The sequence below is a fragment of the Vibrio owensii genome (assembly GCF_002021755.1).
In the GTDB taxonomy this organism is placed as follows: domain Bacteria; phylum Pseudomonadota; class Gammaproteobacteria; order Enterobacterales; family Vibrionaceae; genus Vibrio; species Vibrio owensii.
Genome location: NZ_CP019960.1, coordinates 2,050,112 through 2,073,794, shown reverse-complemented (window position 1 = coordinate 2,073,794; position 23,683 = coordinate 2,050,112). Strand labels below are relative to the sequence as shown.

General features: G+C 46.7%; 24 protein-coding genes and 1 riboswitch. Of the genes, 8 read left to right on the top strand and 16 right to left on the bottom strand.

Annotated elements, in window-relative coordinates:
• Positions 1 to 35: 35 nt before the first annotated feature.
• Positions 36 to 731, bottom strand: a complete 696-nt coding sequence (locus A9237_RS25745; protein WP_005434212.1) for a VC0807 family protein — start codon at positions 729 to 731, stop codon at positions 36 to 38.
• Between the two features lie 368 nt (positions 732 to 1,099).
• A complete protein-coding gene (locus A9237_RS25740) occupies positions 1,100 to 1,861 on the bottom strand; it encodes a hypothetical protein (protein ID WP_078610099.1) in 762 nt (253 codons plus the stop codon).
• Between the two features lie 223 nt (positions 1,862 to 2,084).
• Here A9237_RS25740 and A9237_RS25735 point away from each other — a divergent pair, with 223 nt between their 5' ends.
• Positions 2,085 to 2,537: a GNAT family N-acetyltransferase gene (locus A9237_RS25735; RefSeq protein ID WP_078610098.1), complete on the top strand. Its 453-nt coding sequence runs from the start codon at positions 2,085 to 2,087 to the stop codon at positions 2,535 to 2,537.
• A 144-nt stretch (positions 2,538 to 2,681) separates the two neighbouring features.
• Positions 2,682 to 3,221, top strand: coding sequence for a CAP domain-containing protein (locus A9237_RS25730; RefSeq protein ID WP_078610097.1), 540 nt, complete (start codon positions 2,682 to 2,684; stop codon positions 3,219 to 3,221).
• A 1,092-nt stretch (positions 3,222 to 4,313) separates the two neighbouring features.
• On the opposite strand, the gene ahpF is transcribed toward A9237_RS25730, so the two are convergent.
• The 3 genes from ahpF to ohrR form a co-directional block, all read right to left on the bottom strand.
• Positions 4,314 to 5,882, bottom strand: a complete 1,569-nt coding sequence (gene ahpF / locus A9237_RS25710; protein ID WP_005374617.1) for an alkyl hydroperoxide reductase subunit F — start codon at positions 5,880 to 5,882, stop codon at positions 4,314 to 4,316.
• 171 nt (positions 5,883 to 6,053) lie between these two features.
• A complete protein-coding gene (ahpC, locus tag A9237_RS25705) occupies positions 6,054 to 6,611 on the bottom strand; it encodes an alkyl hydroperoxide reductase subunit C (protein ID WP_005374632.1) in 558 nt (185 codons plus the stop codon).
• Between the two features lie 304 nt (positions 6,612 to 6,915).
• Complete coding sequence (gene ohrR, locus A9237_RS25700; RefSeq protein WP_078610094.1) at positions 6,916 to 7,374, bottom strand: transcriptional regulator OhrR; 459 nt, start codon at positions 7,372 to 7,374, stop codon at positions 6,916 to 6,918.
• 137 nt (positions 7,375 to 7,511) lie between these two features.
• On the opposite strand from ohrR, the gene ohr reads away from it, so the two are divergent.
• Positions 7,512 to 7,934 carry an organic hydroperoxide reductase Ohr gene (gene ohr / locus A9237_RS25695; protein ID WP_042522254.1) on the top strand — a complete coding sequence of 141 codons (423 nt, stop codon included), beginning with the start codon at positions 7,512 to 7,514 and terminating at the stop codon, positions 7,932 to 7,934.
• A 78-nt stretch (positions 7,935 to 8,012) separates the two neighbouring features.
• Here the strand turns inward: ohr and A9237_RS25690 are convergent, their stop codons facing one another.
• Together A9237_RS25690 and A9237_RS25685 are read right to left on the bottom strand one after the other, a co-directional pair.
• Complete coding sequence (locus A9237_RS25690; RefSeq protein WP_078610093.1) at positions 8,013 to 9,110, bottom strand: YdcF family protein; 1,098 nt, start codon at positions 9,108 to 9,110, stop codon at positions 8,013 to 8,015.
• Between the two features lie 298 nt (positions 9,111 to 9,408).
• The gene (locus A9237_RS25685) at positions 9,409 to 10,308 is read right to left on the bottom strand and encodes an AraC family transcriptional regulator (protein WP_009706616.1); all 900 of its coding nucleotides are present in this window, start codon (positions 10,306 to 10,308) and stop codon (positions 9,409 to 9,411) included.
• A 184-nt stretch (positions 10,309 to 10,492) separates the two neighbouring features.
• Between A9237_RS25685 and A9237_RS25680 the strand changes: the two genes are divergently transcribed.
• Together A9237_RS25680 and A9237_RS25675 are read left to right on the top strand one after the other, a co-directional pair.
• Positions 10,493 to 11,356 carry a helix-turn-helix domain-containing protein gene (locus A9237_RS25680; protein WP_078610092.1) on the top strand — a complete coding sequence of 288 codons (864 nt, stop codon included), beginning with the start codon at positions 10,493 to 10,495 and terminating at the stop codon, positions 11,354 to 11,356.
• 91 nt (positions 11,357 to 11,447) lie between these two features.
• Entirely contained in the window at positions 11,448 to 12,035 is a 588-nt protein-coding gene (locus A9237_RS25675) for a GNAT family N-acetyltransferase (RefSeq protein WP_078610091.1), read from the top strand.
• A gap of 111 nt (positions 12,036 to 12,146) precedes the next feature.
• Here A9237_RS25675 and A9237_RS25670 read toward each other — a convergent pair whose 3' ends face one another.
• From A9237_RS25670 to A9237_RS25635, 8 genes are all read right to left on the bottom strand, one after another.
• Entirely contained in the window at positions 12,147 to 12,413 is a 267-nt protein-coding gene (locus A9237_RS25670) for a DUF2999 family protein (RefSeq protein ID WP_004746427.1), read from the bottom strand.
• Positions 12,414 to 12,479: 66 nt separating this feature from the next.
• The gene (locus tag A9237_RS25665) at positions 12,480 to 13,832 is read right to left on the bottom strand and encodes an MATE family efflux transporter (protein WP_078610090.1); all 1,353 of its coding nucleotides are present in this window, start codon (positions 13,830 to 13,832) and stop codon (positions 12,480 to 12,482) included.
• An 86-nt stretch (positions 13,833 to 13,918) separates the two neighbouring features.
• Positions 13,919 to 14,770, bottom strand: coding sequence for an AraC family transcriptional regulator (locus A9237_RS25660; RefSeq protein ID WP_078610089.1), 852 nt, complete (start codon positions 14,768 to 14,770; stop codon positions 13,919 to 13,921).
• 82 nt (positions 14,771 to 14,852) lie between these two features.
• The gene (locus A9237_RS25655; protein WP_078610088.1) at positions 14,853 to 15,962 is read right to left on the bottom strand and encodes a lipocalin-like domain-containing protein; all 1,110 of its coding nucleotides are present in this window, start codon (positions 15,960 to 15,962) and stop codon (positions 14,853 to 14,855) included.
• Complete coding sequence (locus A9237_RS25650) at positions 15,962 to 18,472, bottom strand: ABC transporter permease (protein WP_078610087.1); 2,511 nt, start codon at positions 18,470 to 18,472, stop codon at positions 15,962 to 15,964. The genes A9237_RS25655 and A9237_RS25650 overlap by 1 nt, the downstream gene beginning before the upstream one ends.
• A complete protein-coding gene (locus A9237_RS25645) occupies positions 18,459 to 19,169 on the bottom strand; it encodes an ABC transporter ATP-binding protein (protein ID WP_078610086.1) in 711 nt (236 codons plus the stop codon). Before A9237_RS25645 ends, A9237_RS25650 begins: the two co-directional genes overlap by 14 nt.
• Positions 19,170 to 19,395: 226 nt before the next feature.
• Positions 19,396 to 19,641 carry a DUF3297 family protein gene (locus A9237_RS25640; protein WP_005374689.1) on the bottom strand — a complete coding sequence of 82 codons (246 nt, stop codon included), beginning with the start codon at positions 19,639 to 19,641 and terminating at the stop codon, positions 19,396 to 19,398.
• Positions 19,642 to 19,736: 95 nt separating this feature from the next.
• Positions 19,737 to 20,639, bottom strand: a complete 903-nt coding sequence (locus A9237_RS25635) for a LysR family transcriptional regulator (RefSeq protein ID WP_078610085.1) — start codon at positions 20,637 to 20,639, stop codon at positions 19,737 to 19,739.
• 105 nt (positions 20,640 to 20,744) lie between these two features.
• Here A9237_RS25635 and A9237_RS25630 point away from each other — a divergent pair, with 105 nt between their 5' ends.
• The 3 genes from A9237_RS25630 to A9237_RS25620 are packed head-to-tail and all read left to right on the top strand — an operon-like array spanning position 20,745 to position 22,713.
• Positions 20,745 to 21,692 carry an ankyrin repeat domain-containing protein gene (locus A9237_RS25630; RefSeq protein WP_078610084.1) on the top strand — a complete coding sequence of 316 codons (948 nt, stop codon included), beginning with the start codon at positions 20,745 to 20,747 and terminating at the stop codon, positions 21,690 to 21,692.
• Positions 21,692 to 22,360, top strand: a complete 669-nt coding sequence (locus tag A9237_RS25625) for an NAD(P)H-dependent oxidoreductase (protein WP_078610083.1) — start codon at positions 21,692 to 21,694, stop codon at positions 22,358 to 22,360. Before A9237_RS25630 ends, A9237_RS25625 begins: the two co-directional genes overlap by 1 nt.
• A 50-nt stretch (positions 22,361 to 22,410) precedes the next feature.
• Entirely contained in the window at positions 22,411 to 22,713 is a 303-nt protein-coding gene (locus A9237_RS25620) for a hypothetical protein (RefSeq protein ID WP_078610082.1), read from the top strand.
• A gap of 83 nt (positions 22,714 to 22,796) precedes the next feature.
• Here the strand turns inward: A9237_RS25620 and A9237_RS25615 are convergent, their stop codons facing one another.
• The gene (locus A9237_RS25615; protein ID WP_078610081.1) at positions 22,797 to 23,396 is read right to left on the bottom strand and encodes a hypothetical protein; all 600 of its coding nucleotides are present in this window, start codon (positions 23,394 to 23,396) and stop codon (positions 22,797 to 22,799) included.
• Between the two features lie 15 nt (positions 23,397 to 23,411).
• A riboswitch (cyclic di-GMP riboswitch) is annotated at positions 23,412 to 23,507 on the bottom strand.
• Positions 23,508 to 23,683: the final 176 nt, after the last annotated feature.

Genomic DNA, 23,683 nt, shown 5'->3' with positions numbered 1-23,683 from the left:
TTTATCTCACTTTGCCTATCAAGGCGGAACGAGCATTATTTGGTATGGAAAATCTGCTCAGTCTCTAGCGACGTCATTGCGCGAACTTGGCGCCAGATGTAGTAGAAAATACCAAACATCATCAACATGCTCGGAATCGCAATCATTGGGTAGCTGTACAGCGTTAGTTTACCCAACTCTTCATTGAACGCTGCTGTACCTGCTGGGCTGGTTACAATCCACGTTGCAAGGAAGTAGTTCATCGCTGAAGAGAATGCGAATGTACTTGCGAACATGTAGTTTGAAGACATTAGGCAGCGGTCAAATGCTTGTGTTTTACCATTCTGAGCCAGACGCTCGTTAATCAGCGGCAGGTTCAAAATCGTGTCATTCAACAGCATCTTCTGCATCAGCGGGTAGCGAGTGAAGGTTGAGCCCAACACAGCAAGACCGATCAAGCCTGGGATTAATGCTTCTTTCAATGCCAACCAGCGCGTGTCTAGCTCTAGCAAGCCAATACCACCGGTTAAGAGCACGCTGATAAAGCCTAGTGCGGAGATGAAGTTAAACTTCTTGTTGCGGATAAGATCCATGCCGCCGTACACCAAAGGGAACATCAAAGCGACAACCAATGCCAATGCTGTACCTAGGTGCTCTTCACCACTGAACTTCATCAAAATGAACGAAGGAATGATGACGTTAAACAGGATCTCGAATAATGGATTCGACTTTTTCGCCGTCGTGTTACTCATAATTTTACTGACTCTACTATGTCGGCTGCGATTTTACTTTGGTGGGAAGTGTTCATCTCATTGCGCCAGATGTAAAGCCCTAAAGCCCCGAGTTGTGTAACGACTTATGAAATGAACGCCCAATTATCCACATATATGGGGATCTCTGTTCTTATTTACGAGTGGTGGGGCAAAAATGTGCTGCATTGCGATCTCAAAAGTCGTGTTCGCTTAAGCCGCTAAATTTGGCAGCGTTCACCAAACACTAAAAAGCGCATTCTCATCGCTCTATATTGAATTGGGTTACAACCTCACCTTTGATGTCGCGCCTTATTCAGGTGATGCGTATTTATTTGCTCGTCATGACATCGGCAGGTTGAAAGACCACATCACCGCCGCTCCCTTCGTAACTTATTAAGCTTCACAACTAACTTGAGAGCCTGTTCGCGAGTTTCCCCTGCTGTAATGCTCTTGGGAGTGGCAAACGTGTATTCATCATCCAATAAAACACCTGCTTTTAGGGCGCCTTGTTTCATCATGGCAAGGCTTCTGGATTTTCCATGGCAATGACCAGATACCAAACCGACCACCTGTGAGCCTTTTGAGGTAATGATTTGGCAAGCGTGTTCTATTGCGCCGGAGGTATTAAAACCACCACTAACGGTGTTGGTTGCTACGTCGTGTTTAGTGTAGGTTTTCTGGTTGGGGATAGGGCTAGAGGATGAGTGTCCCGTTAACGACAAGACGTAATCTCTACTGCTGTCTATCATGCCTTTTAGAGCAGCTTCGCTATCTGGGCTAAGACGTCCATCTTTTTGAAAAGTAGGGACAATATCCACAATATCTCGATGATCCCGTCGAGTGCCAAGATGAAGAGAAGCGACTTTTCTCACAGGCACTTGGGCTGCACCTGTTCGTCGTCTTTCAGCGTCTACTCTTGTTCGATTTGCTGCCCATCTTTGTTGGTCTGCATCGGTAAATCGAAGCTCTTCTGCTCGCGCTAGCCTTTGTCTGTTCAAGCGAGCGAACATCGTATCTTCTCTCCGAGGCTGACTGGTACTCTGCTGCACTGCGGGATGCTGAGGTTGATACGCGCCGCCCGAAGAAGTGTGTGGTCTACCATCTCGCCTTGTTGGGTTTCTTCCATCCATAGTTGCCTCGACTAAAACAATCAAAGACTAAGAGTGTAGACGCCGTTAGGGCTTCGGTTATGCACACCAATCAAAAGGCTCGTTCTGACTATCAAAAAGCGCGTTTAGTCGGTGCATTGAGGCGCTTTCTCTCTCTTCAGATCGATGGTTTTAACTTTTGTTAAGGCCAATGCCAAACAGATCGGTTAGCATCTCCAAATAAATAATCAAAAGAGGCAGTCGCATGGCAAATAACATAAGTTTTAGATCCTTCTTACCAAGTGATAAAGAGGATTGCCTGCGCATCTTCGATGAAAACTGCCCTGAATATTTTGCAATCAATGAAAGAGAAGATTACGCGGAGTTTCTTGATAGTGATCCTCAAGGTTATGAGGTGTGCTTTCTAAATGGTGAACTCGTTGGTGCTTATGGTTTGAGTGGCAAAACACAGGTATTTCATAGTTTGAACTGGATTTTAATCTCACCAAAAGCGCAAGGAATGAAGATAGGGAATGAGTTTATGAGCCGAGCGATTGATCACGCCAAGCGCTTAAACATCCCACAAATCAAAATTGCTGCAAGTCATTTGTCTGCGCCGTTTTTTGCCAAATACAGTGCCGTAGAACTGAACTATATTCCCGATGGATGGGGCAAGGATATGCACCGTATTGATATGGAATTGAATCTCCCAAAGTAGGCAAATTCGGTTATTGAAAACGCCATGTGAGTATTCGGTCAAAACACTCTGCACCATATGGCGCTCAAATGAATTTTTGTTAGGTTATTGCTCTTGGTTATCGAAAGCGTATTTTGCCTTTCGTTATGAATATAAGGACAGACAATGCCAACAAAGATCTTAGTGCCAGCATTGGCGCTACTTCTCAGCGCATGTGGTGGCGATGGAGACTCGTCATCACCTGCAGACAGCGGCTCACAATCCCCAGATACACCACCAACAGAAACCACTTTTGCCGACCAGATGCTGGCCGCCGTAAACGATGCTCGATCTAAAACTCAGCAATGTGGCGCTAAAACAATGCCACCGGTTGGCGCACTGACTTGGAGTTACGATCTAGAAAGCGCTGCATATGGACACTCCAGTGATATGGCAAACAGTGATTTTATGAGTCACACAGGGTCGGATGGCAGCACGCTTTCAAGTCGAGTCAACGCGACGGGCTATGCTTGGAGTCGACTAGGTGAGAACGTGGCAGCAGGGCAAAGCTCAATTAATGCCGTGATGAACTCTTGGCTATCGAGTGAAGGCCACTGCCTCAATATCATGAATGCCAACTTCGACCAGATGGGTGCCTCCATGGTTGAAAACCAGTCAGCAAGCTACCGCTACTATTGGACTCAAGTGTTTGCTAAGCAGCGTTAAGGCTTAACGCTGGGTTAGGTGCTTGCAACCTTCTTCCACCTTTTGTTTGTTCTTGCTAATCATTTTCGATCGGGTTTGTGGTGAGTAGATTCCCAGTCTCACCTAGGTTCACGGGAATGACGGGGAGAGAGCGTGAAACGAACTGCGTCATTCTGAAGGAGCCTAAGCGAGTATTCAGAATCTAATTTCAGCGCGTTGTGATGTTGCATTGTGAATTGAGTTACCCGCGAATACAGAACCAGTCCCTCCCCTTTGCTCTCGGAGTATTGAGAGCTTCGGAGTTTGGTACAAGGGGAGGTTAGGTGGGGTTGGTGGTTTAAGGCTTAACGTTGAGTTATGTGCTTGCAACCCCCTCCAACTCCCCCTTTTCTCGGCATGGTTTGCCAAGCATTTGAATGTGGTGTTCAAGGGAGAGGGTATTCTCTTTTGCTTAAACCATCTGACTTACTTGGATTTTATTCTTTACAACCCAATGTATTGTTTAGCTAATTTTACTTGGTACGATCCATTGAAAGTATTGAATAAGTTTTCTTACATTAAGTTTGGATTTTACAAAATGTGTCGGCGGTTTAGGTGTTTTTTTCCACAACCATTCAAAAGATACTTTGTACAATCTCTAAGAAATGGGCAGTTGAAAAAAGCTTTTTTCCTAAAGCGATATATTACGTTTGTACTTTTGATCATTTTTGTCATTTGGTTTGGATATTCCCGTATTCCTATCATCCTTCAAACTGACCCAAATTACGTTATGACTTTATTTAAAACTGGGAGCGGGGTTTTAATTACTTTGATGCACCTGATTGCGGATTACTTTGATTTTTCTGGACGTCATCTGTCTCATCAATATGCTCGTGAGAGAAGGGGGTGGGCAAGACATGCTTAGTTGTTTTGATTGCCATCAGTTCCTTTTTGTTTAAATAAGTGCGGCCCCAAAAACCAAAAAAGCCAGCAGTTAATACCTGCTGGCAAAGTCTTTGGGCTTCTAGGTTTTTTGATTTTATTTCTTGTTACTCATCGCTGCCACGGTGCCCCGATTGGTTTTCCGGGGAAGAAAACACAGCACCGTGCGCTTTGTGCTCAAGAAATTGGAGATTAACCTTGCTTACGGATTAGGTAGTCAAATGCGCCTAAGCTTGCTTTTGCACCTTCACCCATCGCAATGATGATCTGTTTGTAAGGAACGGTTGTTGCGTCACCGGCTGCGAACACACCTTCTAGGCTAGTATCGCCACGGCTGCCGACTTCAATTTCGCCGCGCTCAGATAGCGCTACTTCTGAATCTTTTAGCCATTCTGTGTTTGGTACTAGACCGATTTGAACAAAGATACCTGACAGTTCAATCTCTTTGATTTCATCTGTGTTGCGGTCTTTGTACTTCAAGCTTGTTACGCGAGTACCGTCGCCCACTACTTCTGTTGTTTGCGCCATCGTAATGATGTCTACGTTTGGTAGTGAGTTCGCTTTGTCGATAAGCACTTGGTCTGCGCGAAGTACGTCTGCGAATTCAAGAACTGTTACGTGTTCTACGATACCAGCAAGGTCGATAGCTGCTTCGATGCCTGAGTTACCACCACCGATAACTGCAGTTTTCTTGCCTTTGAACAGTGGGCCGTCACAGTGTGGGCAGTAAGCGACGCCTTTGTTGCGGTACTCTTGCTCTCCCGGAACGTTCATTTCACGCCAGCGTGCACCAGGGCTTAGGATGACACTCTTACTCTTCAGCGTTGCGCCGCTTTCAAGTTGGATGTGAATCAAACCATCTTCAGTGTGTGCTGCGCCCATTAGCTTCTCTGCTTGTTGCTCAGTCACTACGTCTACGTCGTATTCTTTTAGGTGTTCTGCTAGGTCAGTTGCCAGTTTTGGACCTTCAGTACGTTTTACCGAAATGAAGTTCTCGATTGCCATGGTGTCCATAACCTGACCACCAAAGCGTTTAGCTACAACACCAGTACGAATACCTTTACGAGCGGCGTATAGAGCAGCTGCGCTACCACCAGGGCCACCGCCAACAACAAGTACGTCGTATGGGTCTTTTTCGCTCAATGCTTTCGCCGCTTTCTCGCTCGCGCCGTCATCAACTTTGTTTAGGATTTCAGTCAGAGACATACGGCCTTGACCGAATAGCTCACCGTTCACGAATACACTTGGTACTGCCATGATGTCGCGTTGTTTCACTTCATCTTGGAACAAACCACCGTCGATCATGGTTGCTTTTACTTTCGGGTTGATCGCCGCCATCATGTTGAACGCTTGAACCACGTCCGGACAGTTTTGACACGACAGTGAAATGAAGATTTCTACGTCTAGATCTTTGTCTAGTGCTGCGATTTGCTCAATCACTTCTGGTTCTAGCTTGATTGGGTGACCGCCAGAGTGAAGCAGAGCCAAAACTAGAGAGGTAAATTCGTGACCCATTGGCAAGCCTGCAAAGCGTAGTGCTGTGCCTTTTGCTGGGTTAGTTACCGCCATCACTGGTTTACGTGCGCTTGCGTTGTCGTCACGTTCAACGGTGATTAGGTCGCTCATCTCTGCGATTTGGTTCGCTAGAGACAAAATGTCATTCGATGCTTTGCTTTCATCTAGACTAACCACTAAACGAACTTCTTCTTTTACATTAGCCAGATATTGTTTGAGTTGTTGTTGGATCGCTTGGTCTAACATAGTTGTTACTACCTTAATTAAAACTAAAAAGTGGTTACTGTAGATAAAACCTGAGGGGGAGAGAGCAAATCAGGCAGAAGGTCGTCAAGGTATCTAACCTGAAGTGCTCTCTAATTCAGTTCTAATCAGAAAAAGGAAATCGGAACTGATTAGAACTTAAATTTCAGTGGCTTAGATTTTGCCAACTAGGTCTAGTGATGGAGCTAGTGTCTCTTCACCTTCTTTCCATTTAGCTGGACAAACTTCGCCTGGGTGCGCTGCTACGTATTGAGCTGCTTTCACTTTGCGTAGTAGGTCTTCTGCGTCACGACCGATACCTTCAGCAGTGATTTCCATTGCTTGGATAGTACCTTCTGGGTCGATTAGGAACGTTGCACGGTCTGCAAGACCTTGACCTTCACGCATCACACCGAAGTTGTTTGTGATGTTGCCTGTTTGGTCGCCAAGCATGTAGTACTGAATCTTACCGATTGTGTCTGAACTGTCGTGCCATGCTTTGTGAGTGAAGTGTGTGTCAGTTGATACTGAGTAAACTTCTACGCCACGTTTTTGTAGCTCTTCGTAGTGGTCTGCTAGGTCGCCCAGTTCTGTTGGACATACAAACGTAAAGTCTGCTGGGTAGAAGAAGAATACTGCCCATTTACCTAGAACGTCTTGTTCTGTTACTTCAACGAATTCGCCGTTTTTGTACGCTGTAGCTGCAAATGGTTTGATTTGAGTATTAATCATAATTTACTTTCCTTTGAATGTTTTAAGCTGAGCTGTTGTTGCTTTCGGAAAGTATATTCTCATCGGAGTGTGTTTAAGGAAAATCGCTTGTAACTATCCTATTGATAGCCATTTCCTATTTCACTTGATAGGGAAATCCGATGTAAGTGAGTTTGCTTTGATAGGTTTTATTGAAGATGAAGGCGGATTAGCAATAGAGAATACCGATGATGACCTTAAGTGGATCGTCTGAATAAGATCGAAAGAGCCTGCATCTCGGCAGGCTCTTTCTAATAGGAAGTGGGAAGCGGATGCTTCTATTTTGTTAGCCCAGATTGTCGAGCACTTTGCCGCACAACTTCTTCAGCATGATCATTTCATCCAACTCTAAGGTGATTTTGCACATCATGGCGTTTGGCACTGACTTGGCTTGCTCCTTAAGGGCACGACCTTGCTCTGTTAGATTGAGTACGCGAACGCGTTCATCGGTTTCACTTCGGCCGCGTTCTACATAACCTTTTGCTTCTAAGCGTTTGAGCAGCGGTGTGAGTGTGCCTGAGTCCAAATGCAGTTGTGATCCCAGCTCTTTCACGCTGGCACCGTCTTTCTCCCACAGTACCATCATCACTAAGTACTGCGAATAAGTCAGATCAAGCTCATCCAACAGCGGGCGGTACGCTCGGATCACTGCATTTGCTGCGCTGTAGAGCGGGAAGCAAGCTTGGTTTTCGAGTAAGAGTTTATCGTCGTCGGTCATGGTGTTGTCGGTGTAACACTGGCTCATTGGCGTTGCCTACCTGCTCACAGGGAAAGAGAGTTATAAAATAAATTGTGCACAATATAGTTGCAAACGATCTTTACTTCGATATAAGATTGCAAGCAATTAAATTGTGCACAACTTAAATTAAGAAGGACACTCGCATGACTACTCTATACAAAACTCAAGCTACCGCTTTGGCTGGTCGTAATGGTCAAGTAAAAACTGATGACGGTCTTCTCGATCTAGAGCTGTCATACCCGAAGGAAATGGGCGGCACAGGCGCAGCAACTAACCCAGAACAGCTTTTCGCAGCGGGTTATTCAGCGTGTTTTTCTAACGCGATTTTGCACGTAGCGCGTGAAGGTAAAGTAAACCTGAAAAGCGCACCCGTGACAGCGGAAGTGGGTATCGGTCCTAACGATAACGGTGGCTTTGCACTAACAGTGAGTCTAGCGGTAGAGCTAGACATGCCAAAAGAACAAGCGCTAGAGCTAACGCGCATTGCACACCAAGTTTGCCCATATTCAAACGCAGTTCGTGGCAACATTGATGTGGCAGTAACGGTAAACGGCGAAGCAATTTAAGCGGTTCTTATCACTGCACAAAGACAAGAAAGCCTGCAAGCACGCAGGCTTTTTTTGATTGGTATGAGTCGAGAATACTTAACGCGACTCGAGCGGGTAAGATCGGTAGCTCCACATGCCGTAAGTACGCAGTGCATCGCGGTAGATACCAAGCAGCTCGCTATCGCTGGCTTTGGCTAAGTCTTTCAGTGGCTTGTCTGGGTAGCTTACGGTGTCAAAAGTGATGCCTTGTGGGCCAGTTTGCCAGCTTGCGATTTCAAACAAGGTTTGACCACGGCGCACGTGGCTCGCTGAGCTTATGATGGTCGCGTGTTTAATGTTATGACGCGCCAATGCATAGTTGCTGAATAGGGCGTTACCTACCGTGCTGGTGGCGTAGTTTTCTTCAATGATGCGATCTTTGCTGATGCCTTTTTCAATCAGCCAATCTGCCATTAACTTGCCTTCGGTTTTGTGGTTCTTCGGTACGCCGCCCGTCAATACGATCAACGCGTCTGGATTTGTTTTCGCCATTGCTAATGTGGTTTCCAAACGCTCAACTAAGATCTGGTGCATAGAACCATCTGGGTTCAGCGCGTATCCCAATGTGACGATTGCGCCTTTGTCATCCAGTTTGCCTTTGTCGGCTTTCTCTTTTAGTGGCGTTGCAAGTACGCGGTCTACGGTGTCGAAGATGCGTTGGATATCTGCCGCTTTACCTGCATTGAGTTTAGTGAGCGTTGCCATGTGTTTTGCTGATTCCGCTTGGTTGCCCTCAAAGCGTTGCCACACTGCTAAGTAGGCGTGCAAATCCACATCGTCTGGCGCAACAGAAAGGGCTTGTTCAAACAGCTCAATCGCGCGGTCTTCATTCTTGTTGTAGATCTGCGCGTTTGCTGCAGAAATCAGTAGATCAGTGCGGTACGGCTCAAGTTTGTATGCTTCTAGTAAGCGGTCGGTAACAATCTCCATGTTGCTCGGCATTTTGGCGGTAAAACCCGCATGCGAGATACGCGCAGGGGATTTGAATGCTTGTACCGCGTCATTCAGCAGTTGGTCGACAACCTGACGTTTAGTGACGATCTGTGAGTAATCGGCGGAAGATTGGACGGCAGCATCGTTAGCCGCGATAGAGTATGGGGCAGCAGTCAGCGCAATCACGCTACCAAGAGCAATGGCAAGTAAGTTCTTCTTCATGGGATGTCCTAGAGGTGCTGTAGTACCTAGTTTTTATTGTGCCTAGCGTTGTAGGTCGAACGGGGTCGATAGAATTTTTTCAGTCTAGGTTCGCTTCATGAATAATCTGTGAAATGAATCCCAACTCAGCCGAGCAAATGAATGCGCGTGGTCAAAACGCGAAGTAGGATCACGAAAATAATGAGGTGTTCGTTCGTGTTCTAAGTGATTGGATTAAAAGATAAACAGCGTTTGGAACAGCGAATTTAAGCAACCAGAGTAAGAAATGAAAAAGCCTGCAACGATGCAGGCTTTTGGTTTATTTGATGGCGGTGCAGAAGCTAACGTCTGCATGGTGCGTTTGTGGGTCGAAGCTGTGGTAAAGCTCAAAGCAAGGACGATCGTCGTTCTCAATACCGGATTCAATTACCTTGCTCATGACATCATCCCACGCTTTTGAGTATTGGCTCGGGTCAGTAATGTGCTGGCGCATTACCGCATATTGACCGCCGGGGAAGTCTTGCAGTTCAATGCCTTTCGGAACTTCGGTATCTTCTGGCACCATCAAGCAGATATCAGTGCGACACTTCTCGTCTGGCGTGATTTCTGGGTTGTCATGGTAGATGAAGATGCAGGTATTGCCTGCCAAACCTTTCATTCCTGCCCATTGATACAGGCGACCTGACGGCTCTTCATAGCCTTGGCCGTAAGGGCCGTTTACGCGAATGTAAGCCAGTTTTGCTTTTTCAAAGTTTTGCGTTTCCATTGTCATGCTCCATTTGGTGAGTTCAGAGCCAGTATATGAATCGCTTGGTGTCACTTCGTTTCCATTCTTGCGCAACGTGTGTCCAATCTTGCTGTTTCGTGCTAATTCAGAAAACTGCTGGTAGTTTTCGCAGTCGCGAAAGGCCGTAGGTGTAACGCCATAATGTTGTTTGAAGGCTTTGGCTAAGCTCTGTGAGCTAGAAAATCCGTACTCTAGGGCAATGTTTAATACCGGTTGCTTGGATTTGAATAAGTCATCGGCGGCGGCTTCTAGACGCAAACGTCGAATGAAATCAGCCAATGTCTCGCCTTGCACGGCTTTGAAGGTGCGATGAAAGTGATAAGGAGAAAGGTTCGCCAGCGCGGCCACTTCTGGCAGATTGAGTGGTTCATTAAAGTGTTGTTCTAAATAACGAATCACAGGAACCAGTCGTTGGTGGTAGTCGACGCGCATCGGGGGATTTCCTTGTTCTGTTCAGCTTGTTTTCTCTGCTCAAAGCCTACCGCAATCCAACAAGCTTGCAAGGGAGCAGGGTGAGAAATGCGTGGCGAGATGAGCATCAATCAGTCACACTCAACGAGCAGATGTTGAAGCAAAAACGTTGCGCTCATTATCTTTACTAATCGCTAGGACAATCATGATAGCTTGGAAACAGTCTCTGCCAGAGTACGAATGGCTTATTCATCAAATTTGGTACTTGGAAGTGCCAGAGGGTGAAGTCATTGACCCCAAGCCGCACCTTATTCCAAACCCGCGTGCTCATTTACTCTTTACGCCATCAGAGCAAAGCTACAGCTACGACACGGGAGACACTAAGCTTGCTGGCAAAGGCTGTCACTTATTAACGGCTAACGAACACTTACTGTTGTTGGAAGATACGGCTCCCATCAAGCGTATCGGCATCACTTTTCGCCCAGAGGGTTTGTATGCCATTGAATCACGGTTTAGTGATGCATCCCAAGTTAGCGCAATTAACCAAGGCGAATGGTTTGCTTGGCTCAACACGGCGTTTGATGAGCGCTTTCAACAAGGGTTATGGCAGCTAGAGTTGCAAGATTCACCGCAATGTTTGCTGAACTACATCAAACAACATTTAGATGCGTTAGATATCGAACCTTGTCGTACCAAACCGTTTTTGGCATCGCAAAAAGCAGTGTCCGTGATGGATGCTCAAGCACTATGCTCACCTGAGTTAGCGATGGATATTGATGAGATAGCCAAACAGTGCGCCTGTTCTCGCAGAACGCTTGAGCGCAGTTTCAAGCAGGTGGTGGGGTTGAGTGTTAAGCAGTATCAACAAATGGCACGCCTAGAGCAGATGATTTTGACCCTCTACAAGCAACAAGAGGCGATTGATTGGGCGAGCTTCTCACAGCAATTTGGTTTCAGTGACCAATCGCATTTGATTCGTACCCTCAAACAGCAGCTAAGAAAAACGCCGAGCAAATACTTGAAAAAGCGCGATTTAACCATCGATATCTATGGCGACTTTGAGTCGTAATACATTGCTAATCAGCCCGAAAGTTGTCGCAAAAATCCAATTTTTCTCTTATCCGCTGGGCTACTATTTTCCGCAGATAACGAGGTAACACATGTCATATCAAAAACTAAAACAAGGCGAAGCCATCCCATTTAACGAATCGTTGACTATCCAACTGATTCAAGGCTCTGATCTACAAGATATTATCGAGATGTTGAACGACGATAAGGTCAATCAGTATCTATTCTTCGCACCTGCTGACAACAGCTTATATGAGGGTTTCTTTGGCCCTATTATTGAAAATACGGCACAAGCGATCAAAGACGGTGTTTGGCCAGATAGCCCAACGTTCGTGATTCGTGACCAGCAAAGTCAGTACATGGGAATGTGTGCGGTGACCGCAGTGATGTTCTTAACTGGCAACTACGAAGTGGGTTATCAGTTACCAACTTGTGCATGGGGTAAAGGCGTTGCGACTCGCGCTTGCCAAATGATGACCGAGATTGGATTTACTGAGCTAAACGCGCATAAAGTCAGTGCCGATTGCTACGCTTCTAATGCTGGCTCTTACAAGACGTTAGAGAAAAATGGTTTTACTCAAGAAGGCCGTCAGAAAGACTATTACAAACTAGAGCAAGGCTTTGACGATAAACTTTACTACGGCATGACAGCAGAGCAATTCGCGTCTTTAAATCGCTAATAATTAGCTGACAAAAAAGTAGCTAACAACAAAGTAGTGAACAAAAAAGGCTGTTAACCTAGATGTTTAGGTTAACGGCCTTTTCTATATTCAGCACTAGATGGCTAAGACTTAGTTGCCTTGGTTTTGGCTTTGAAGCTTCTCTTTTGCTTCTTCAACCTTTGAGAAATCCAATCCCAACTCGTCTACGGCTTCTTTGATTAGCGCAGGGTTTTGCATCACTTGCGCCATCAGCATTTGTAGCTTGTCTTGTGGCAAACCTAGTTGGCTGATTGTTGCCATTGCCGCTAGAGGGTTTTGCGTCAGAGTCTGAAAAATCTCGTTGATTTGCTCATCGCTGATGTTGTTCTCTTTTAGCAGCGCAATAATCGGGTTCATCGCATTTCCTTTTAATCACAGAATGAAATAGAACCCGAGTTTATCATTTGGCTGAGCTTGGTTGAACTAGGAACTTCTCGCCAAGGAAGTTGTTAGCTCCACTGCGCGTTTTCGGTAGTTGAATAACATGCTCAAACTGATCACCGCAGTGAGTGTTTCTGCAAAGACAATGCTCGCCCAAATGCCGTCTTGCGGGAAGAACTTAGGCAGTAGCAAGACACCTAGCGCGACAAACACAAACCCTCGGCATAAGGAAATAAGCGTCGCTTGTTTTGGCTTGGCGATGGCTTGGAACAGGTTGGCAATCACCATGTTTAATCCCATCAAAGGGACGCCGAAGAAGTAGAACGTCAGTGCGCTTGCGGCGATTGGGATTAAGTCATTCGCGTTGCCTAAGTAAATCGAGGCAATCAGTGGTGCTGACAGCCAGATTCCTAAAAGAAAGACTGTGCCGCTGCCCATGGCTGCTTTCATCCCCAGTTTTAGAATCTCGTCAATGCGTTCTGGTCGCCCTGCGCCGTGGTTAAAGCTGATGATTGGCTGACAAGCTTGCGCGATACCGACCATCACAAACAGAGCGAATACACCGACATTGGTGGTTAACCCATAAGCGATGATGTGGCTTTCACCGAATTGGCTCAGCAAAACATAGTTGAACAAGACGATGGTCATCGCGGATGTGACTTCGATAAAGAAAGTCGGAGTACCTATGCTTAAGATTTCTTTAGTCTTGCTTAAGCCGATGCCTTTCAGACTGAATTCTAATGAGCCTTTCTTACGCACGAAATGAGTCAGCAAAATCAGTGCAATGACCGCTTGAGCTATGGCTGTACCATAAGCTGCGCCTTTCATCCCCATGTTCATCTCAATGATAAACAGGTAGTCAAAAGCGAGGTTGGTAATGGCACCAATCGACATCGCATAGGTGGCCAATTTCGGGTTGGTATCGTTACGCACAAAGCAAGACAACACCCAAGCCAGCGAGTAAAGAACAAAGAAGGGCAGCAGCACGATCAGGTAATCATGAGCAAGCTGAGCCAAGTTGCCTGAAGCGCCCATCAAGGCTATCAATTCATCCAACCAAATGAGCGCGAGCGTCACCGTAATAATGGATAACAGAGTGGTAATCAACATGGATTGGCTGAACCACATCTGGCTGGATTCCGTGTTGCCTTTGCCTATTTCTATCGACATTTTGGCGGCGCCACCAATACCAACCATCATGGCGATGGCAGTAAAAATAGAAAAAGGTGGAATCACCAAGGCAATAGCACCAAGCCCATCTGGCCCGACGCCTAAACCGATAAATAACGCATCACCCATGATGAACAGTGATTTAATCACCATTCCAGTTAGCGCTGGCCATAGATACTGATAAAAGGATTTTGAAATGGGATCAGTTTTTAGATTGATAGCCATGGAATAGAAAAATACTCGAATGTGGTGGATTTATGTTCGGGTATTATCAGTACATTCAAGCGTAGCGAAAAGGGATTATCCGCCCATTATATTGCACTATCTAAACATCGGTGACGAAATTCCGCTGGCGTTTCTCCCTTTTGCTTTCGATAGAAGCGGCTGAAATAGGCAGGGTCATCAAAGCCCAGTTCAAATGCTATGGTCTTGACGGTTTTGGTCGAAAACACCAGCTCTCGATTGGCTTCTAATATGATTCGATCATGAATCAGTTGCGTGACCGTCTTGCCTCTGGCGGCTTTCACTAACTCATTTAGACGCTTGCTGGTGAGAGCTAATGCATCGGAGTAAAACTGGCATTTCTTTTGTTCGCGATAATGCAGTTCGATTAATTCGGTCAACTGCACGATGCGAGCGTCTTTCTGCTCCCCTTTCTGGGATGGTGTTTTAGCAAAGCGTAACGCATAGCGTAGAAAGCTGTTGATGAGTGATTCGACAAGGTCCCAATCACAATCCTCTCTTTCACATTCTTCTCTGATTAGGGTGTAAATCGATTCTAGGTAGGGAAAACCCTCGTCGCTGCAATCGAGGTACGGCGGTCGTTCAATCGTAGAAAATACGCTATTCACCAACTGTGTGCTGCGTGGATTGGTTTCAGCAAAGCCAGGACGGAATATCAACATGCGAATGTTTTTACCCATGAACTCGGAATGGTGAACCTGCCCTGGTGAAATGGTAAACAAGCGACCAACGCGGTTTTGGTATTCGACGAAGTCGACGCTCTGCGTTCCGCTATTATCTAAACACCACACGATTTCCCAGTACTCGTGACGATGCGGTTCGATGTATGGGTCTTCTTGGATGTCCGAAAATTCAAGCGCTCGACACGGCTCACCTAAAATGAGTCGCACTTGTCGAATTGGCGAAATCATATTGCTCATGAGGGCATTCAACAGCTCTTGGGGATGAGGATGTCATCATTATGAATGGAATAATCAAGATTGTGCACGGAAATTTTTGTGCTCAGTAGCCAGTGAGTTCCATGTAACCAGTCCCAGAATGAGAGCCCTCAATACGCACTGGGCCTTCCCAATAAGGCACAGAAAGCGGCATTTTTGCGTTCGGGTTGAGAGCAGAAACGGTAAGATCAATTTGCTGGTCAGGAATCGACACTTGCCACTGGGTTGGATACTTTCGCCCTTGGATTTCTGTTTGATTGGTTGCCTCTAACTGAATGTCTTTTTGTGGGATAGCGATGCCAGAACCATCTTGCTGCATCAGCCTTGCGCTGGAGTAACTGGCTGATCCGGTTTTGGAATCCCGCAATTGGAACACCACCAAGCTGGTGTCGTCACTCAATCTTAGGGCAAACCAGTCCCAGCCTTGTTGTGAGTCGAGTAAGAATTGCGAGCTCCACTCTCGGTCTATCCAACCTTTGCCCGACACTTGATGGGTTTTGCCGTTGATGGTGACTTCACCTGAGACATCAATAAACGGTTGGCTGTAGTAATACGAAGCCACCTGTCCATCGGCACTTTTGGTGCTGTACCCTTGCTCGCCTTGCTTTTGATAAGGTGCGCTGCTGGTAAGGGTCAGCGCATAGCCAAATTGTTCGGAGTTCGCCTTCAAAGTGGCAGGGAAGAGGTCGTTGGTTGAAGAAGTCCACTGCCAATCATCGAGGTAAACCCGAAATGGAGAATCATCGACGCCAGCTAGAGAGGCTTGATCGCGCGACCATTTTTCATCGGCGTAGTGTTTGTCTGCGGTCGTCACTGCGCTGTGCGCCATGTAGATTTGCTGAGTTTGCCATTCGGTTTTCTTTACGTCATCTTCGCCTTTTGGCGGCGCAGCAGCAAAGCGAAATTGTGTCCATTGGACGCCAAGTGGGTTGCCGTCTTCATCAATTAAGTTAGCGGTTAAGTACCACCATTCATGACGAAAGTTTGGGTGCGCTTGATGATCGGTAGGAAAGGTGAGTTCCACCCCTTTTTCTACGCGTGTGAATAGGTTGCTCTCGCTTTGCGTATCTCCGCTTCCCAGCAACGTGCCCATATTTTGTTGTTGGGGATCTTCACAACCGAACAGGAACAGACTGCTCATGAATAGAGTAAGTGTGCTTGCTATTCGAACCATCACAATACCTCGCTTTGCAAACTGGAAACGACAGGCTTGCTGACCAATCGCCACAGCGGAATCAAGGTTGCGATCACTGCCACTAAGATGGTGATCGCCGCAATGCTCAGCGCGTCACTCCAATTCCACAGATAATTTAAGCTCCAACCAAAAGCTCGTAAGGTGACGATGTCTGTCAGCACGTAACCCACCATGGCTCCGAGGGGCAGGGCGATAACCAGAGTAAAACTGACCAGAGCAACGATCTGTCCGACCACCATGGTCATTAATTTACGACGACTAACGCCAAGTGCGTACAGCCTTGCAATGGCGGCTTTGCGCGCGTCGAGCAACATGAAGCAAGCACTGAACAAGCCAATCACCGCGACCATCAAAGTCACGCCGTTGAGTGCGCGTGTAATGGCGAAGGTCTGCGAGAAAATATCCAATGCAATGGATTTGATTTGCGCTTGATCGTAGAGCTGACTTGGATGCAGATTCAGTTGCTCGCGAAGTTGCTCGTAGACGATTTGTGGATCCCCCGAGACTTTAATGCCAAGGCTTGTTGGCAAGTCGGTAAATCCGCTCTCTTGCCATAGCTTTGGTGCTAATAAGACTTCACCGTTAGGTGAGCCGTAATCATGGAATACCGCACCCACAAGTAGGTTCTTATTTGGAACGGCATCAAGCGTGAGCTCGCTACCCAGTGATAAACCCAGTTTGACCGCGGTTGGCTCACTGATAGCGACTAACTCACCTTGGTAAAAGCGTGGCCAGAAGTTCTCCAAATGCGATTTGAACACCATGGTTTGCTCTAAGGTGTCTTTGTCTTTGGTGCCAAGCAAAATCGGTAAGCCTTGCAGATTATCGTCGACGTAGTATTGCTTGTAGACGGTCTCAACCTTGTCGAACTGCCCTAACGCGCGCTCTACATCAGCTATTTCTCCTTGGGCAGGGCTGACGTAAATATCGGCGTGCAGCCTTTGTTCTAACCACTGTTTTAGGGTGGATTCAAAGCTACCAACTAGCGTGTTCATCCCCATATTGGCTGTAACGGCGAGTAGCAGTGCCATCATGGCGAGAGAAAGCGGAGAAATCAGCTCGCGTAGCTCAGCAAACAGATACTGCATCAAACCAGAACTGGTGCGCTTTTCACACCAATTGGCTAACACGCTGAGTGTTTTGGGTAGGTACAAAGGAATCGACACCACAAGCACGCCGAGCCACGCCATGGTGAAGCGGTGATGCTCACTCAGCCATAACCCTGCGAGTGCGAGAGTCGTCAACGCAGCACCTATCACGAACAATTGGTTTTCGTTAGAGGCTTCCGGCGCTTGATAAAATCCACCATGAGAGGAAAGCGGCTGACGTACTCGCTGTTTAAAGTGCTGCCAACATGCTAATAGGGTGGCGGCTAACGTGAGCAGCAGCGCTTGCGCCCACCATTGCCACTGCCAAGTGCCGGGCAGAAGTGTCGCGCCATAAAGCTGTTCTAGAGTCAGTGCCACGGTCGGGTGTAACCAATGGCTGAGCTGCATGCCCAATACAAAACCGAGGGAAGCGCCGATGGTAACGAGAAGAGTGAGTTCAACTAACAGTGCAGAGAACACAATGCTCGGTGCAACACCTGCCTGTTGGATTTGTACTAACAGACGATTGCGTTTCAGCAAGCTGTATTTTACGCCGTTGTAGGCAATGAACAGCCCAACTAAAAAGGCGAGTAAACTCATTGCGGTGAGATTGAGGTGAAAGCTGTCGGTCAGTGAGCCAAGGTCAGTGCTTTGATTATTGGCAATCCATTGCCCTTGATCGCCAATCAGGTTCTGCCATTTTGCTTGCGTGTTTTTATTCCCTTTATCACCTGACTGGAAAACCGCAATGTAACTGAGCTGTCCTTGCTTATTGAGCAGTTGCTGCGCAAAACCAATGTCCATCAACATTCGGCTACCTAACTGCCATTCGTCAGGTAGCACCACCACTTGGGTTGGAATGTCGTCCAGAGTTAGGGTTTCTACCTCCCCTAAGTTTTGATGTTGAGATTGGCTCATCATCACGATTGGCTTGCCAGCTAAAAGCTCAGGCAAAGGCAAAGCACTGTCGAACAAAGAGACGTTCGGTTGGTTTTCTGAAGAATAGCGCGAACGTGATGAGATGGCGGCAATCAACTCGCTACCTTGCACTGACCAGCGACGCCCTTGTTCGTCTCTCACTCGCCCTTCGATTACCGGTAGTGCTGCACTGAGTCCGTTTTGTCTAAGGGCGAAGTAGAGCGATTCAGGCAGATAGTTTTGCCCTGCTGGTGGAATAATTAAGTTCTGAGCTTGTGCGCTGAGCTGCTCGGTAGACTCAGCATAACTGCGCTTGGCATTGAGGTTGATGGCTTGCACCGCAACAAACAAGGTCACTGCCAGCACGATACCGATCAGAATTGCGGCGGCTTGCAGTGGCGCCTGCCGATAGTGCGCTGCAAATAGATTCAGGGCGAGTCGAGTATGAGTGAATCTGGTATTTGGTTGCTTAGCTTGCTTCATGGCGAAGCTCATGTTTGTTTTGGTGATGACTGTTCTGTAGCTGACTATTATCTAATCGCAGCCGTGTTTTCATAAACTCAGCGCATTCAGGGCTGTGGGTGACTAACAGCACTGCCGTATTGCCTTGGGTGGTGATTTCACTGAGTAGCTTCATCACTTCTAACCCCGCTTTTTGGTCGAGGTTACCTGTGGGTTCATCAGCAAGTAGCAGTTTAGGTTTGTGTGCTATGGCGCGCGCAATAGCGACTCGTTGTTGTTGACCACCGGAAAGGGCAGAAACATGTCTATCGAGCAGTTGGCTGATGCCCAGAGTCTCGACCAAATAATCGCACCAGTCATTCCATTTCTGTTGATTCAAATGCAGAGGGAAGGCGATGTTTTGCTGCACGTTGAGTGGCGTTAATAGGTTGAATTGCTGGAAGATAACACCGAGTTTTTGGTGTCGAAATCGGCTCCATTGTGGGTCTTTCCAAGCCGCCGTGTTATCGCCATCTAACCACAACTCACCTTCGGAAAGCGGCTCAAAGCCAGCGATGACATTGAGTAGGGTACTTTTGCCGCTACCACTGGCGCCCGTCAGCGCAACACTCGCTCCTGTGTTCAACGTAAAGTCGACGCCTTCCAACACGCGATGTGTCTCTTTGCCATCAACAAAGCTTTTGCTGGCGTGTTTGAGTGTGACAAGTGGGCTTTCCATTTCCTCTCCCTGTATTAAAAAGGTGTCGTTTCTTTTGGCAATGGCTATTGCAGTTAGTTCTCTAGAAACTTTAGACAACAATCAGATAAAAACAGCGATTTACATCGATTTCTTAATAACTTGTACTGAAAAGAAGAGGGAATAGATTAAACGAGTAGGGGATATGACAGGCATTAAAAAAGCCCGAGTCAGACTCGAGCTTTCAAATACATTCAGCGTGGTCAGCTTACACGTAGTACGCTTCAACTTCGCCTTTAAGTTTGATTAGCATTGGGTTACCGAAACGGTCTTTTGCTTTAGGAGAAGCAATTTTTACCCAACCTTCGCTGATGCAGTATTCTTCTACGTCAGTACGCTCTTGGCCGTTGATACGAATACCGATTTGGTGCTCGAAGCATTCTTTGATGAAGAATGGGCTACGTGGGTTACCCGCTAGGCGATCTGGTAGAGCTGGTTTAGCTGTATCTGTCATGTTTGTGACCTTGAAGTCATTAAAAAAAGTGCGCCATTGTAGTCAGTGCAAGGCGAGTGTTCAAGGATTCTCATCGCGTTTAATGACATCCTTCCTTAGGCAACACGGTGTATGTTTTCGATCAAGTAGTCAATAAGCAAACGAACTCGATTGGGTAAGTACTGCCTTGAAGAATAATAGACCCAAATGATGGCAGGCTCTCCCCAATAAGGCTTTAAGATAGGGACGATGGTCTGCTGGCGCAATTCTTCTTTAAATAACCAACTGCCTAACATGGTGATCCCCGCTCCCGCCAGCGCGGCTTGTTTTGCTGCGGCGAAGTTATTCATGATCAGCTTACCACTGGGCTCATAGAGCTTTGCGTTGCCCCCTTCGTTGATTCGCCAGTAGTGGAAACGTCCAGTTGTGAGTGAGCGAATAGGTAAACACTTATGGTGGCTTAACGCCTCTATGCTCTTTGGCTCTCCGTACTTTTGCAAATAATCTGGAGAGGCATAGATACCGACATCTTGGGTAAGCAAAGGACGAGCAATCAAGCGTGAATCTTGGTTTATGGCTGTGCCGATACCGAGGTCAAAACCATGCTCAACCAAATCAACATTCCTATCATCAAAATGCAGCTCACAGGTCACGTCTGGGTAGATTTCCATGAATTCGATTACCAGCGGCAAGATATGCTCTCGCCCTATTGAGCTTGCGGGTAGATTCACTTTTACCGTTCCGCCGGAACTTTGCTCAGTATCGGAAAGCTGTGTAATGGTGCTTTGAATCGCCTCCAAAGAAGGGGTTAACTCATCGAAAAGTTGTTGGCCTGTTTGCGTCAAACTCAATGAGTGAGATGAGCGAAAAAACAGTTTCACTTGCCACTCTTCTTCGAGCTTGGTGATCGCTTTACTGACCGCTGGTGCGGAGATCCCTAGTGCCCGAGCTGCTTTGGCAAAGCTGCCGTTTTTCGCAACTTGAATGAAGATAGGAAGTTGGGATGGAAGTGATTTCATTAACTTTTACTCATCTTAAAAGTAACCATTTGTAATCTACAGGTTAATGAAATTTTGTTCAATACTATCCCCATTGAAGCAAAACGCAGCAGCAACGGGGTCATCATGAACTTACCAGCATTACACCAAAGCATTGTCGATAATCACTATGAGCAGTTTGTTGGATTGATTGAACAGGGTGCAGACGTAAACCAACTCGATCCTGTGATGGGAAACGCACCACTGCATATTGCTGCTCAACAAAGCTCAACGCAGTGGGTAAGCAAGTTGTTGGAATCGGGCGCGTTTATCAATCTTCAAACACCAAAGCATGGTGTGACACCTTTGATGGTGGCGGTTTGGCATCGTAAACCAGACATAGTGAAAGTGCTGCTCGCTCAACCAGATGTGAACACCGAGATTGTCTCTACCTTCGGAGCAAAAGCTGCACAACTCGTCGACTTTGGCGCGAGCCGAGGTGATGTTTTTGGTCAGCACCAAGCCAAAGACATGGAGGACATATTCGCCGACTACCAACAAAAATTCGCAGCTAAACAAGCCCAATTGGCTGCTTATCAAGTTGTGACAGACGTGCAATCTAGCGATGAGCAAATGGCAGCGGCGCTTGACGCTTTGCAGGACTGGTCGACACTCAATGTAGCATCACCAGTCAATGCATCGGGGAATGACGAACATACGGCAGTAATGGTTGCCGCACGTGATGGCCATACCCAGAGCTTACGTATATTGATGGAAAAAGGGGGTGACCAAACCATTCCCGATCATTACATGAAGGCGATCCCACTGCATAAAGCCGCCTACAACGGTCGTGCTGATGTGGTTCGAGTGTTGGCTAACTACGCTGGATTCCATGAAACGTTAAACGCACAGGGGCCAAATAACGGCTACACCCCTTTGCATGACGCGGTTTGGCACGGACACACCGATGCAGCGAAAGCCCTTATTGAAGCTGGAGCAGAGTTGGCATTAAAAGGCTTTGACGGCAAAACACCACTCGAGCTCGCGAAAGAATACCACTACGCCGAGATTGTTGAATTATTGGAGAACAAATAATGAATGTACTTGTTGTTTATTGGCACCCAGAACCGAAGAGCTTTAACGGCGCAATGTTCCAAACGGCAATTGAAGTGTTAGAAGGCGCAGGGCATAAGGTCAAAACATCGGACTTACATGCGATGAACTTTGATCCTGTTTCGGGTCGCCATAACTTCACGACGACCAACGATCCGGAGTTCTTCAAGCAACAGTTAGAAGAGATGTACGCGACCGATAATGATGGCTTCGCCCCCGAGATTGAGGCTGAAATTCAAAAGCTCGAATGGTGTGATCTGGTGATCTTCCAATTCCCACTTTGGTGGTTTGGGATGCCAGCGATGCTCAAAGGTTGGGTGGATCGTGTGTTTGCAATGGGGCGCACCTATGGCTCCGGTCGCTTCTATGAAAATGGCGTTTACAAAGGCAAAAAAGCCATGGTCAGTGTCACCATGGGGGGCCCAGAAGAGCTGTATGTTAAAGACGGGTGGAATGGTGATTTAGATGCGATTCTTCGTCCAGTTCATCGCGGTGTGTTTGAGTTCAATGGCTTCTCTGTGCTTGAGCCGCATAAGGTATTTGGCCCAGCAAGAAAAACGGAAGACGAACGCAAAGCTGAGTTAGAAAATTATGCGCAGCGACTGACGTCTATCTTTGAAGAACCTTCGATTAAAATTGGTCAGTACTAATTCCTTCTGCACACGGAAGTCGGCTTTTTCAACTTAGTTTGGAGTCCACTATGAACTCAGAAAAAACACATCAAACCCTGGTCATGTGGGGTGCGAATAAGAACCAAATCTCCAAGATTTTACCAAGCGATATGGACGAACAAGAAGCGCTGCAACGTGAGCAGCATATCTTGGCAATTGAAGAGTGTTTGCAGCTACTTTTTCGTCAACCAGAAGCGCGCAAAACCTTTATGAACAGCGCAAGCAAAAGCGTGTTCTTTGAAGGCAGAAAGCCATTAGAAGTGATCGCATCTGGCAGTCTTGACGATTTAGCAGAAGCACACCGAATCATTCGCAGTATGTTGTGTATCTAAGAAGAGAAAGGGTGACATGAAAGTCACCCTTTGTTGTTATTGAGGTAGTTTGAGTTTTAGTGCTCTGCTATAGAAGGGCTAGATTACTCAGGACAAGTCGCTAACTTCTCTTTTGTTCTTGGTGTCACTGTTACATTTCCATATTTGTCTGTTGGGCAGTATGGAACAAACACTTGAGCCATAAATTGGCTGCCTTCAAAATCTTGCAGCATTTTGCTTTCAAGCTTGTAGAAAGAAGTGACAATCCAGTTACCGCTACCGCGTACTTCTCGTAGAATCAGGTCACTTTTATCTTTGCCGTCATAGATGATCGACCAACCCAGTTTTGCATCGCGCTTCATTGAACCGCGCGTCAGTTCAATACCAGCTTGGTTTTCGATGCTCTCAACGCTGAGTATTGGAAGTGCTTCGTTGAGTGCTCTTTTCTCGTTTCTGCCTTGTACTTTTAAAACGGGGGCTTTCGCTCCGCCAGCGTCACGAGTATTTGAAACGGTTAAGGTCGATTCCATGTTGTTATCGCCTTTTAAAACCAAGCCGCCATCAGATTCGACATCCCAGCCCACACGAGCACCTGCAGCGTTGTTTGCGTCGTGGATGGAGTCAAAATTTTTGCCTTGAAGTGCGAAGGCATTTGTCGATAGGAAGAGTGATGAAATGACGATTGTAGTGATTGAATTTTTCATTTTTCGGATTCCAAGTTCCGCAACCCGGCTGTCTTAATTCCTTTTTATCTTGAACAGATAAGACCCGTGGCTTTCCGTCCTCACCTCACGATGAGTTTGGCAATGAAGTTATTGATATGTGTGTCATATCGCATCTACTACTTTAGGATTAATTAATGTATGCGCAATGAAATGGACTGAAATATCGCTTTTATGGAGTATGCATACTGTTTGTTTTGGGTGCTTGCTCACGCTATGTATGGGTATTTTAAATGTTAAAAATCAATGTGATATAACTATTAATAAAA